We start from the raw sequence: 12,927 nt of genomic DNA, 5'->3' as shown, positions 1-12,927 counted from the left end.
AGGATCGCCAGCGTCAGCGGCAGCAAAATACGAATGGTGGTGCCGGTCCCTTGCTTCGACTGGATTTCAACGTGGCCACCCATCTCCTGGATATTCCGTTTCACCACATCCATACCCACGCCGCGTCCGGAAACGTCGGTCACCTGCTCGGCCGTCGAGAAGCCTGGGGCAAAAATCAGCATCCCCACTTCGTCATCGGTCATGTTTTCATTGACCGCCATCCCCTGGGAGATCGCCTTCGCCAGAATGCGCTCGCGGTTCAGTCCAGCCCCGTCATCGGTCACTTCGATGCAGATGTTGCCGCCCTGATGTTCCGCCGACAAAATCAGATTGCCCACCACATTTTTACCGGATTCCATGCGTTTTTCCGGCAGTTCGATACCGTGGTCGAGGCTGTTACGCACCAGGTGCGTTAGCGGGTCGATAATGCGTTCAATCAGGCTCTTGTCGAGTTCCGTCGAGCTGCCGACCAGCGTCAGTTCAACCTGTTTACCAAGCTTGCCCGCCAGGTCGCGCACCAGACGCGGGAAGCGGCTGAACACGTATTCCATGGGCATCATACGAATCGACATCACCGATTCCTGCAGATCGCGGGCGTTACGTTGTAACTGCCCCATGCTGGTGATGAGATCGCCGTGATTGACCGGGTCGAGTTCGTTCGAACGCTGGGCCAGCATTGACTGGGTAATCACCAGCTCACCGACCAGGTTGATCAGCTGATCTACCTTCTCCACCGCCACGCGAATGCTGGTGGATTCACTGGCGCGTGCCGGTTTTTCCCGCTCTACGCGTCCGGTTTGCGCTTCTCTGCCAACCGCTTTCACCGCTGGGACGGCGACGACAGGCTGTTCGACCGCAACCACTTCAGCCACTTCCGGCTGGACCGCGGGTGCCGTCGCTGTCACCACTTTCTCAAAGGCAATCTGGTCGGCTTCAATCACAAAGCACAGCACGGCAATGACGTCATCCTCTGCAATGTCGCCATCAAGCGTGGCCGCCAGGCTGTCTTCGCCCTTGACGACATCAGACAGGGTGGACAGATTGCCCAGCTCTTCTTCCAGCAGGGCCACTTCACTGGCCTTCAGGCGCGAGAGAAAGATGCGTAATTTCGCTTCTTCTGCCACGACCACGTCGTCAGGTGTCGTGTTGTCGACCACGCTCAGTCGGGCATTCGCCACCACCGCTGGCGCGGTTTCACCTTTTGCTTCCAGCGCTAACTGGCGTAATGCCGTGCAGATGTATTCGAAACTGGCGGCATCCGGCTCCTGCGAACTTTTATAGGCATCGAGCTGTTCCTGCATAATATCTTTCGTTTCCAAAAACAGGTTGATAATGGCGGTATTGAGCTGCATCTCACCGCGACGCGCATCATCCAGCAGGTTCTCCATCAGATGCGTGGTTTCCTGCAAAACGGTAAAGCCGAACGTGCCGGCGCCCCCTTTGATGGAGTGCGCTGCACGAAATATGGCATTCAGTTGCTCGGCATCCGGCGCTTCGGGCGCCAGATCGAGCAGATGTTGCTCCATATCAGCCAACAACTCGTCAGCTTCATCAAAAAAAGTCTGATAAAAATCGCTTATATCCATGCTCACGCTATCACCTCGGATTGGCTGGTGGCGATGTGGGAACGCTTACCTGCGGACTGGCCTCAGGCTGTTGTAATACACTTACCGGCTCGTTCTGGCTTTCAGCGTTTTCATGCAAAATGGCCTGTTCGGACTGTTTGTTCAGCACCAACAGACTGATTCGGCGGTTGATGGCGTCATCCGGACCGCGATCGCTCATACGCATCGTGGCGGCCATGCCGACCACCCGTAATACTTTTCCGTCATCCAGACCGCCCTGTACCAGTTCACGCCGCGAAGCATTGGCGCGATCGGCAGAGAGCTCCCAGTTGCTATAGCCTTTTTCACCGTTCGCGTAAGGGAAATCATCCGTATGCCCGGACAGGCTGATACGGTTGGGAATACCGTTCAGCACCGGGGCGATTGCCCGCAGGATGTCACGCATATAAGGCTCAACCTCGGCGCTACCGGTTTTAAACATCGGGCGATTCTGGCTGTCGATAATCTGAATACGCAGCCCTTCCTGCACCAGGTCAATCTTCAGATGCGGACGCAGCGCCCGCAGTTTGGGATCCGATTCGATGAGCTGATCGAGGTCGCCACGCAGTTTGCTCAGGCGATTTTGTTCCATACGTTTTTTCAGTTCATCGAGGTTCGGCTGCTTATTCACTTCACCCTGTTGCTGGGTAAAGTCATCGCCACCGCCAGGAATCGCGCTCTGGCTATTGGAAATGCGATTCCCTCCCGTCACCGCCGTCGCCAGCGGGGTACGGAAGTATTCGGCAATCTGAATCAGTTCTTTAGGGCTGGAGATGGAAATGAGCCACATCACCAGAAAAAAGGCCATCATGGCGGTCATAAAGTCAGCGTAAGCAATCTTCCACGATCCGTGTGCGCCGCCGCCATGCCCCTTATGTTTGCGCCGTTTAACCACGACGATAGGATGAGACCGATTCTTCATGCGCCCTCAGTCGTCGTCTGCTGCTGTTGGTTCGGGTTTTTCACGGCGCGAACATGTTCTTCCAGTTCAATGAATGACGGGCGCTCGCTGGAATACAACGTTTTACGTCCAAACTCGACGGCGATCGGCGGGGCGTAACCGTTCAGATTTGACAGCAACGTGATTTTCACACACTGCATCATCTTGCTCGTTTCCGCGCTCTTCTGACGCAGGACGCTGGCAAGCGGTGAAATAAAACCGTAGGCCAGCAGAATACCGAGGAATGTACCGACCATCGCATGGGCAATCAGTGAGCCCAGTTCTGCAGCCGGTCGATCCGCTGACGCGAGGGCGTGTACAACCCCCATCACCGCCGCAACGATACCAAACGCCGGCAGTGAATCCCCCATCAGTGCCAGGCTGTTGGCCGGGACTTCCGATTCACTTTCGTGCGTTTCAATCTCTTCGTCCATCAGCGCTTCGATCTCGAAGGTATTCATGTTGCCGCTGATGATCAGGCGCAGGTAATCGACGATGAATTCCAGCATCACCGAGTCGGCCAGAATACGGGGATAGCTGGCAAAAATTTCGCTCTCTTTCGGGTTCTCAATGTCTCGTTCAAGCGAGAACATCCCCTGCTGGCGAGACTTAGCCATCAGGCGATAGAGCAGTGCCAGCAGATCCATATACATCGCTTTGGTGTATTTCGAACGACGAAACAGTAACGGCAGCGCTTTCAGTGTCCCCTTGATGGCTTTACCGTTGTTACCCACGATAAATGCCCCTATTCCCGCGCCACCGATGATGACAAATTCAGCCGGTTGATAGAGTGCCCCCAGGTTTCCACCAGTCATCATGTAACCGCCGAAAACTGTACCAATAACCACCAGGTAACCTAATAAGATAAGCACGACATCATCCTTCTGCTGTTGACTATGACAGGATGCGCAGTCGGGGCGTTAACGCGTTGGCGAGGCAAAAAAAAGCAGCGGTAATGACTTACCGCTGCTGGAGTGTTTCGTCCACACCGTATCGGTTAAACAGCCTGTTCGATCTGTTCATCCAGCAGTTGTGGAATAATATCGGCAGCATCCTGGGAAAGTTTACGTCTTTTTACCGCACGGGAAGGCGGCTGGCATAAACTGCAGGCAAAACTGCCCGCAGGTTGGTGAGCGTGGGTAATGAAATTACCACCACAGCAGTTACAGCTTGATAACTGAAGCAAGCCGCTTTCGACAAAACGCACCAGCGTCCACGCGCGAGTCAACGCCAACAGCGGCCCATCTTCACCCTGCGGACACTGTTCCAGGTACAGTCGATACGCCTTAATGACGGCATCAACACCGCTACACAGGCCCGTTTTAAGTAAGAACTGCCAGGCATTACAGAACATGGAAGCATGTATATTTTGCTCCCAGGTCATAAACCAGTCAGTGGAAAACGGCAGCATGCCTTTTGGCGGGGGACTGCCGCGAAGTTCTTTGTACAGCTTGATGAGGCGACCGCGGCTTAACTGCGTTTCGCTTTCCAGCATTTGCAAACGGGCACCCAGTGTGATCAATTCCATCGCTAACTGGATATCACGAGCTTCCTGAACAATGCTTTTTTCACTCATCATCAGGCCCTTTTCTTACGCGCGGTTTCATCAGCCTGATTGACATCACTTAACAGACGCGTGGACAGCATGATACCGGTGTGAATTTGCTGGAGATCGTCTACTCTGGAATCCTGAGTCAGACGCGTAATGGTTTGATGACTGTCGAAACGGAAATGACACACAAGCTGATTCGTTTCTGCCAGTTTTACCATTTGCGGAAGGGTCAGCGCCCCCAGAGAGGTCGCCATTTCCTCATTGATTCCGAGACGAAACATGGCGGACGCTTTGTCCTGAACAATTAGACGCTGTGCAAGGAGTAAATATGACAAATTGATGTCATAAATGTGTTTCAGCAACTCGGATGTATGCATTATTCCCATCCAGAATAACCAACTTTTATTTTTATGCGGAAAAACCGCACCCCGTGATGTCGCCGGGAATTCCCGGTAAAAAAAGCAAATAGGTCAAACACATACCTTCGACTCAGGCGCTTAAAACATCAATGCGCGCGTCACGCTGGCATCTTGCCTGGTTGTAACGCGAGCACATGAATTCTTACAAATGCCTAAGATTTTTCCTAATTCGACGCAACTGTACTCGTCACACCCGAGACATACAACAAACCCACGCTGCGAATTTGGAAAATATGTGATGCGCATCACATAAATTAACTTAATCGTTAACATAAATCCATCAGTTGGGCTTTTATTTTGCTGGGAAATTAATCAGCAAAACGCCATTTTATTCTCACGGGTATTAAATCAAGCGTCAGGGGCGGCGAAAGATTTTACGCAACCAGCGTTAATATCACGTAAGTAAAATAATTGAAATGCATTTATCTGCTTCCGCAAGCAAAATTATTTTTATGCTTGTGAAACAACATGTTAATTGTTACTTATTTTTATGAATACGCAGAGCTTATGATTAGATTGCGATTAATCACGAACATGAATTTGTTAAACCAAATTTTGATTGACTCGCTGATTTAATTTAAGTCAATCGATTTGGTTAACTTTTTTAGTTATTCCTGAGTTCCACTTATAAGGAATATTAATGAATAATTATGATAGCGTTCACATTATTGTCATATAGAGGCATTGCAGTTGTCAGCAAATCGGAGTAATGCTGAAGAACCACCTCATATTCTTGCAATAAGGAGCGAGTTATGAGCTACACCCACATTCTTGTCGCCGTGGCAGTCACCCCGGAAAGCCAACAACTCCTGGCGAAAGCCGTCTCCATTGCCCGTCCCGTCAACGCACGAATTAGCCTCATCACCCTCGCCTCCGACCCCGAGTTATACAATCAATTTGCCGCCCCCATGCTGGAGGATTTACGCGCGGTAATGCATGAGGAGACCACTGATTTTCTTGAAAAACTGGGGAAAGAGGCGGGCTATCCGATCGCGCAGACGTTCATTACCTACGGCGAGTTAAGCGAGCATATTCTGGACGTGTGCCGCAAACACGACGTGGATCTGGTCATCTGTGGCAACCACAACCATAGCTTCTTTTCGCGAGCCTCCTGCTCGGCGAAAAGTGTGGTGAGTTCAAGCCTGGTGGATGTCCTGCTGGTCCCGCTTGAAGGTGATTGATCCCCGAAAACCTCGCTCAGGCAAGCTTTGGAAACGTCGCGACTTTCCGCTGCTGAAGAGTTTCAGCGCTGCGCGGGGTGATCGTCTTTAGATCGCTGATAAACTGCTCCTGCCAGTGGTTGATGTCGTTTTTGACAATCACCTCCAGCATCTCAGCATGCCGCGAAATACGCTCGGAAAGCGGCATCGTGAGTGCACGATCCAGCGCCGCCGCGACTTCATCGCGATCGTAAGGATTGACGATCAGCGCTGAGGTCAGCTCATTTGCCGCACCGGCGAACTGAGACAACACCAGAACACCTGGATTGGCGGGGTCCTGGGCAGCCACAAATTCCTTCGCCACCAGATTCATACCATCTCGCAGCGGCGTGACCAGCCCTACATCTGAATAGCGAAACACTTTCATCAGTAATTTGCGGTCGAAATGTTGGTTGAGATAGAACAGTGGCGTCCAGCCCAGTTGCCCGTATTTACCGTTAATGCGCCCGGCTTCTGTCTCAAGCTGGTGACGGATATCCTGATACGCCTGCACATCGCCACGTGAAGTGGGCGCAATCTGCGTATAACGGATTTTTCCATGATGCTGAGGGTATTTCTCCAGCAACGCCTCGTAGGCCTGAAAACGCTCTGGCAACCCTTTTGAGTAATCCAGTCGCTCAACGGAAAAGATATTCTTTAGATTCTTCAGCTCCGCTTTCAGCTGCGCCAGTTTTGGCGGCAATGGACCAGAAGCCTGCTGGGCAATCTCCTGCGGCTCGATTCCGATGGGATACACCTCGGTGCTGAACGATTTTCCCCAGGCCGTGTGGCTGCGCGTATCGTGAGTCGTGACTCTCGTCAGGCTGGAGAGACAGTCAAGGAAGGCCAGCCTGTCGTTTTCAGTCTGGAATCCCAGCAGGTCAAAGTCGCATAACTGCTCAAGCAACTCTTCCGATGACGGCAACGCATTAAAGATTTCCGGCGTTGGGAAAGGAATGTGTAAGAAGAAACCAATACGATTATTCACGCCACGTTTACGCAGTTCGCTGGCGAACGGCAAAAGGTGATAATCATGAATCCAGAGGATGTCATCTTTTTTCAGTAACGGCAGCAGCTTATCTGCCAGCAGCGCGTTCACCCGCAGATAGCCTTCCCAGGCGGTGCGCTGAAAATTCACCAGATCTAAGCGGTAGTGAAAGGCGGGCCACAACACGGCATTAGAGAACTGGTTGTAATACTCCTCGTGGTCTTTTTCGCTCAGGTTAAACGACGCCCAGGTGATATTGCCCCGGGTGACCTTTTTTAATGGCTGATCCTCGTTACCCAGCTCGCCACTCCAACCGAACCACAGTCCCCCCGCCGCTTTCAGCGCGCCCAGCACACCAACGGCCAGGCCGCCTGCACTGGTTTTGTTATCGGGGGGCGCAATTCGATTAGATACTACGACTAAACGACTCATGGCCATCTCTCCTGTCATTCATGGTTGTTTCTTGTTGTGCAGTGTAAACAGACTCCAGCCAGCGCCAGACGTCTGGCACCCCGGCTAATCGCCATTGTGCCTGCGTCTCCCCCTCTCCCACCTTCACTGAAATGCCACCCGCCTCGTTCACCACGCGAAACCCGGTCTCATCGGTCAGATCGTCACCCAGAAAAACAGGGACCCGCCCGGCAAACGGCGCTTCACGCATAAACGCGGCTATCGCTTCACCTTTATTGGTGCCTTTCGGCTTAATTTCGACAACGCACTTCCCTTGCTGGAGCGCAAGCTGCGGCCAGGTTTGCGTAATACGCAGTGCCAGCGCCTGCAGCGCAGCTTCATGTTCTGGCGCCTGTCGATAGTGCAGCGCAAACGCCATCCCTTTGGTTTCCATCTCCGTCCCCGGCAGTTTCGCCAGCGCCGTATGTAACTGCACGCTAATATCGCGTTCTATTGCCGCAGGGAGATGCACAATATGCATTTTCCCATTGATGTCACGGCGTTCAGCCCCATGCACCCCTGCCAGCGGAAAGCGCCAGGGGTGAGCCAACGCGTCAAGTTCAACCATTGAGCGCCCTGAAATCAATGCCAAAGCCCCTGCGTTGCGTTCTGCAAGGTGGTGGAGCATCTGAAGGATCGTGGGAGGAATCACCACCTGGTCTGGATGCGGCTTTAACTCCGCAAGGGTTCCATCGAGATCAAAAAAATAAGCATAGTGCACGGACTGTTCAGGGGTTACGGTTAACGGTTCTGCCACCCGGTACTCCTCCTTATTGTTATATCTGAGCCGCGCGAATCGCGCCTCATAAGCAACCGTAAGTATAGACAGTGTGACGATGCTCGCCATTTGCAAAGACAATTGCCAGCCGGGTGTAGCGGCTGGCAAAGGAGAGGAACTAGACTCAAAAGTTAGACTTTTTTATCAGACCGTACGTTTGGCTTTTTGTTTGTAACGGTCGAAGATCACTGCTGCCAGCAGGATCAAGCCGCGTACGACGTACTGTGCGAAGGGCGAAATGTTCAACAGGTTCATCGCATTCTCCACGGTCCCCAGGATCAGGACACCCGCCACCACATATGAGATTTTTCCGATGCCGCCCTTCAGGGAAACGCCGCCTAACACGCAGGCGGAGATGACGATCAGTTCATAGCCAATGGAGGTCATCGGCTGTCCACTTGTCATACGCGAGGCGAGGATAATCCCGGCTGCCGCAGAGACCAGACCGGAGAGCACGAAAATAATGATTTTGGTACGCACCACCGGCACCCCGGCCAGACGCGCCGCCTCTTCGTTGCCCCCAATCGCCAGCGTGTTGCGCCCGAAGGTGGTTTTGTTCAACAACAAGCCAAAGATAATCAGGCAGCCTACCGTGAGCCAGATCGGTGCCGGTAAGCCGAACCAGTTGGCGTAGCCGAGGGTAAAGAAGCGCTCGTCTTCAATCCCCACCGCTTTACCGTCGGAAATGATGTATGCCAGACCACGGACGATTTGCATCGTTGCCAGCGTGGTGATCAGCGCGTTGATCTTGAGTTGTGCAATCACGAAGCCGTTAACCAGCCCGCACAGCACCCCCAGCAGCAGACCCGCCCCCACGCCAATCCACAGGCTTTCGGTCATGTTGATGACCACCGCCGTGGTCACCCCGGCACAGGCAATCACCGACGCCACGGACAGGTCAAAATCTCCTGATGCCAGGCAGAACAACATGCCGCAGGCCACCATGCCCGACATGGAGATCGCCAGCCCCAGCCCTTTCATGTTGATGAATGTTGCGAAGTTCGGCACAAAAATAGCGCAGGCGAGGAACAGGACGGCGAAGACCACCAGCATGCCATACTGGTCCCAGATACGTCCCAGGCTAAAGGGTGATGGCGACTTTGGTGCGCCCGATCCGGAAGTTGTTACGGAAGACATCATTCTCTCCTTTCTCAGGCGACAGCCTGGCTAACTTTAGGCATCGCAAGGCTTAGCGCCTGGCGCTCATCCGCCTGTTCGTGAAGTAATTCCCCGGCGATCTCTCCTTCCCGCATCACCACAATGCGGTCAGCCACGCCGAGGACTTCCGGCAGGTCACTGGAGGCGAACAGCACGGCAACGCCGCGTGCGGCCAAGGCATAAATAACGTTATAAATTTCGTGCTTCGCGCCAACATCAATGCCGCGCGTCGGTTCGTCGAGCAAAATCACTTTCATCTCTTCCGATAGCCAGCGACCGAGAATCGCCTTTTGCTGGTTACCACCGGAGAGATTCATAATTAACTGTTCGGCACTGGGGGTTTTGATATTCAGCGAGCGAATGTGTTGGTCAGCATTGGTTTCTTCCCATCCGTTGTTGATCACACATCCCCCCAGCACATGCTTACGCCGGGCGCTGATGTTGATGTTGTCACGTACCGAATGCACCGGGATGATCCCCTCCGCTTTCCGGTCTTCCGGGCACAGCATCATGCCTGCCGCGATAGCATTCGCCGGCTTGCGGATATCAATCGGTTTTTCGTCGATGTACACCTGCCCTTCGCTGATACGGGTGCCGCCAAATAAGCCTTTCATTAACTCACTGCGGCCCGCGCCTACCAGCCCAAACAGCCCAACGATTTCGCCGCTGCGTACCGTAAGGCTGATGGGTGTGCGTACGCCCTGCGCTTTTACGGCATGCAAACGCAGGCGTTCTGCGCCATAGGGACGTGGCTGCCAGCCGTAAATATCGCCCAGATCGCGCCCAACCATCGCCTGCACCAGCGCATCGTGGTTGACCTGCTGCATGTCGGTAAAGGTTTTCACGTAACGGCCATCTTTAAACACGGTAATCGCATCACTGAGCGCGAAAATCTCTTCCATGCGGTGCGAAACATAGAGAATGACGCGCCCTTCTTTACGCAGTTCGCGTATCACCCGGAACAGGTTTTCGATCTCCCTTGCAGAGAGCGAACTGGTCGGTTCATCGAAGGCAATAATCTTGGCGTTGCGCGCCAGTGCTTTGGCAATTTCCACCATCTGCCACTGGCCGATGGAGAGATACTTCAGAGGGGTCGCAGGATCGATATCCATCCCCAGATGTTTAAGTTGTAAACCCGCTTCATAATTAAGCAGAGTACGGTTCACAATGCCGCCTTTGTGTGGCAGTTGCCCGAGATAGATATTCTCGGCAACGGTCATCTCCGGCACGAGATGTAATTCCTGGTAAATAATGGCAACGCCGGCATTCAGAGCGGCGGTGGTATCCGCGAAGCGCATTTCCTGCTCGCGAATCGCCAAAGAGCCCGTGGTTGGCGCATAGTTACCGCTGAGAATTTTTAAAAGCGTTGATTTCCCGGCGCCATTTTCACCCATCAGCGCATGCACCTGACCGGCGTAACAGTCAAAACTGATATCCGTAAGCGCTTTAACGCCGGGGAAGGTTTTACCAATGCCGCGAAATGAGAGATACGGGGTAGACTGTTGCATAACGTCTCCGTGAGTCAGTATCGTTCTAACCGGTTGCCGGATGGCAACATGAGCGATGCCATCCGGCTTTTCACTTGCTGTCGTCTTACTTACCGCCTAACCCTTTTTTCGCCAGCTCTTCTTTGAAGTTGTCACGGGTGATCAGCACCACGTCAGTCACTTCGGTGAATGCCGGTGGTTCTGCGCCTTTAGTCACCCAGTTGTAGAGCATTTCGCTGGATTTATAACCGTGAACGTCCGGGCTTGGCAGCAGTGAGCCGTAGAAGCCGGTCGCCTGCCCTTTCGACAGTTCGCTCACTGCGTCAACGCCATTAATACCAATGCCGATCACGTCCGCCGCCTTAAAGCCCTGGCCTTCAGTGGCGCGCACGCCGCCGAGTACCGTGTTATCGTTCATGCCGACAATCAACCAGTGTTTAACTTCAGGGTGCTGAACCAGCATGGAGTTGGCAGCATCAAATGCGCCGGGGATATCGTTAGATTTGGTAGGAACCTGGTAAATCTGTTTTTCCGGGAAACCGGCGGCTTTCAGCGCTTCCATCGAACCGCCGGTACGACGACGTGCGGTATCCAGTTCGTTGGCCGTAATCGCCATCACCGCGGTGTCTTTGACGTCCCAACCCCGTTTCTGCATCTCTTTATACAGTTCCTGGCCCTGACGTTCGCCGATTTTGGTTGCCGCCATCATCACCAACGGGACGGTATCCATCGGTTTGCCTTTGGCATTGACGAACTGATCGTCCACGGCGATCACTTTCATGTCATAGCCGCGCGCCTTCGCGACAATGGCGGAACCCAGTTTTGGATCCGGGGTACAAATAACAAACCCCTTCGCCCCGCTCGCCGCCAGGCTGTCAATCGCATTCAGCGTCTTCTCGCCGTCCGGCACCGCAATTTTAATCACTTCAAAGCCCAAATCTTTCCCGGCTTTATCGGCAAATTTCCACTCCGTCTGGAACCAGGGTTCTTCCGGTTGTTTCACCAGAAAACCCAGTTTCATCGATTCTGCCATAGCGGATTGTGACATAACGGCAGCCAGACCGATGGCTGCCAGCGCTTTAGTGAATTTGTGCATGGTTAACTCCAGCTTTAGCGTCATTTTATGTAGGGTAATATTCAACGACTTTATGTAATTCAGACGAAAAACAAGGCATTACCAAAAGAACTCAAGATAAGTGCCAGTGCTGGAATAGTTGTAGCGGGAAATTGATTCTCCATAGGAGAGCGGCATCACACCGCAGAATTACAGTAATTGCGTACATAAATTCAGCGGAAAATGACATAAGAAATGGGGTAATTGTCAGACAAATAAAAAGTGGCGTAGCACATTAATCCATAAGGTCAGCTCACAAATCCTTGTACCCGAATCCCCCTGTATTCGGGTACGAACGAATTACCACGGATAATAGATATGTTCAGCATGTTCACGAACGGGTTGGTCATTGCCTAACAAACGGGCTGACAGCGTCAGGGCAAAATCAAAAATATGGCCTAATCCTTTACCACTCAGGAGATGCCCATCCTCCACAACCGGCGCATCAACATAAACGCCATCAGTCACCGTTTTATAGAGATCGCCTGAGCAGACATAACGACGCCCCTTCAGTAAGCCGTTGCCGCCTAATACACGAGCGGCCGCTGAACAAATGGGACAAATTAATTTTCCGGCGGCATCATGGCGCGAGACAAACTCAATAACCTGTGGATTCGCCGCCAGGTTTACGCTCCCTTGTGGGCCGCCCGGCAGCACCACCGCGTCATACAGGCGCTCCTGTTGCCCCGCCAGCGTGTAATCGGTGACCATTGGGACATTGTGGTAGCTCACGACGGCGCGAGATTCCGCGCAGGCCAGGGTATCGACGTCAATATTCAGACGACGCAAGATATCAATAGTAACGATCGCTTCCGCTTCCTCGAAACCCGATGCCAGCAAGACGGCCACTCTTTTCATTCACCTTTCCTCATTTATTACAGGCTGATAACACCGAAAATGACGAATTAATCATTCGGTTATAATTGAACAAGATGTCGCTGCCCTGATTTTTAGTAAGAGACAAACTGGCATTATTTCTGCCAGAACGGTTTCACAGGATTATTATCGCGGCAGGGACGGTAAAGATTATCAATATTCTGATATTACCACGCTAAACTATCCACTTTTGTGACTTAAAACATCATTTCAAAATCATAAAGCCATTCAAGTTTCAACAAAATCAATCAGATATATAATTTCACATTATGTTTACCAAATACGGGGTGATGTATTAACTTCAGTAATGTGTAAAAAATCATAAACAATGCCACTTAAGGATTTTCTTATTCCATTGATGC

The 12,927-nt window shown here is 52.4% G+C and carries 12 protein-coding genes; 1 reads left to right on the top strand and 11 read right to left on the bottom strand.

Going from position 1 to position 12,927, the window contains the following annotated elements:
• From cheA to flhD, 5 genes are all read right to left on the bottom strand, one after another.
• Positions 1–1,592: chemotaxis protein CheA (cheA, locus tag AB7E14_RS11690; RefSeq protein WP_428169540.1), on the bottom strand; the 1,592-nt coding region annotated here is incomplete at its 3' end.
• A 4-nt stretch (positions 1,593–1,596) separates the two neighbouring features.
• Positions 1,597–2,526, bottom strand: coding sequence for a flagellar motor protein MotB (gene motB / locus AB7E14_RS11685; protein ID WP_043000330.1), 930 nt, complete (start codon positions 2,524–2,526; stop codon positions 1,597–1,599).
• Positions 2,523–3,416, bottom strand: coding sequence for a flagellar motor stator protein MotA (motA, locus tag AB7E14_RS11680; RefSeq protein ID WP_043000329.1), 894 nt, complete (start codon positions 3,414–3,416; stop codon positions 2,523–2,525). The genes motB and motA overlap by 4 nt, the downstream gene beginning before the upstream one ends.
• Before the next feature lie 125 nt (positions 3,417–3,541).
• Entirely contained in the window at positions 3,542–4,120 is a 579-nt protein-coding gene (flhC, locus tag AB7E14_RS11675) for a flagellar transcriptional regulator FlhC (protein WP_042318680.1), read from the bottom strand.
• Between the two features lie 2 nt (positions 4,121–4,122).
• The gene (gene flhD, locus AB7E14_RS11670; protein WP_043000328.1) at positions 4,123–4,473 is read right to left on the bottom strand and encodes a flagellar transcriptional regulator FlhD; all 351 of its coding nucleotides are present in this window, start codon (positions 4,471–4,473) and stop codon (positions 4,123–4,125) included.
• Between the two features lie 794 nt (positions 4,474–5,267).
• Between flhD and uspC the strand changes: the two genes are divergently transcribed.
• Positions 5,268–5,696, top strand: a complete 429-nt coding sequence (gene uspC / locus AB7E14_RS11665; RefSeq protein WP_043000327.1) for a universal stress protein UspC — start codon at positions 5,268–5,270, stop codon at positions 5,694–5,696.
• A gap of 16 nt (positions 5,697–5,712) precedes the next feature.
• Here uspC and otsA read toward each other — a convergent pair whose 3' ends face one another.
• The 6 genes from otsA to AB7E14_RS11635 all read right to left on the bottom strand — a co-directional run bounded on the left by otsA (position 5,713) and on the right by AB7E14_RS11635 (position 12,547).
• The gene (gene otsA, locus AB7E14_RS11660; protein WP_044328734.1) at positions 5,713–7,134 is read right to left on the bottom strand and encodes an alpha,alpha-trehalose-phosphate synthase; all 1,422 of its coding nucleotides are present in this window, start codon (positions 7,132–7,134) and stop codon (positions 5,713–5,715) included.
• The gene (otsB, locus tag AB7E14_RS11655) at positions 7,109–7,909 is read right to left on the bottom strand and encodes a trehalose-phosphatase (RefSeq protein ID WP_316961759.1); all 801 of its coding nucleotides are present in this window, start codon (positions 7,907–7,909) and stop codon (positions 7,109–7,111) included. Before otsB ends, otsA begins: the two co-directional genes overlap by 26 nt.
• Positions 7,910–8,074: 165 nt before the next feature.
• Entirely contained in the window at positions 8,075–9,067 is a 993-nt protein-coding gene (gene araH / locus AB7E14_RS11650; protein WP_043000324.1) for an arabinose ABC transporter permease AraH, read from the bottom strand.
• Positions 9,068–9,081: 14 nt separating this feature from the next.
• A complete protein-coding gene (gene araG, locus AB7E14_RS11645) occupies positions 9,082–10,596 on the bottom strand; it encodes an arabinose ABC transporter ATP-binding protein AraG (protein WP_044328750.1) in 1,515 nt (504 codons plus the stop codon).
• Positions 10,597–10,681: 85 nt separating this feature from the next.
• Positions 10,682–11,671, bottom strand: a complete 990-nt coding sequence (gene araF, locus AB7E14_RS11640) for an arabinose ABC transporter substrate-binding protein AraF (RefSeq protein WP_043000322.1) — start codon at positions 11,669–11,671, stop codon at positions 10,682–10,684.
• A gap of 318 nt (positions 11,672–11,989) precedes the next feature.
• Positions 11,990–12,547, bottom strand: coding sequence for a DJ-1/PfpI family protein (locus AB7E14_RS11635; RefSeq protein ID WP_316961760.1), 558 nt, complete (start codon positions 12,545–12,547; stop codon positions 11,990–11,992).
• Between the last annotated feature and the right edge of the window lie 380 nt (positions 12,548–12,927).

This window comes from Citrobacter sp. (assembly GCF_050252275.1).
Taxonomy (GTDB): domain Bacteria; phylum Pseudomonadota; class Gammaproteobacteria; order Enterobacterales; family Enterobacteriaceae; genus Citrobacter_A; species Citrobacter_A amalonaticus.
The sequence above is the reverse complement of the archived record's forward strand: the minus strand, read 5'-3'. Positions and strand labels throughout refer to the sequence as shown.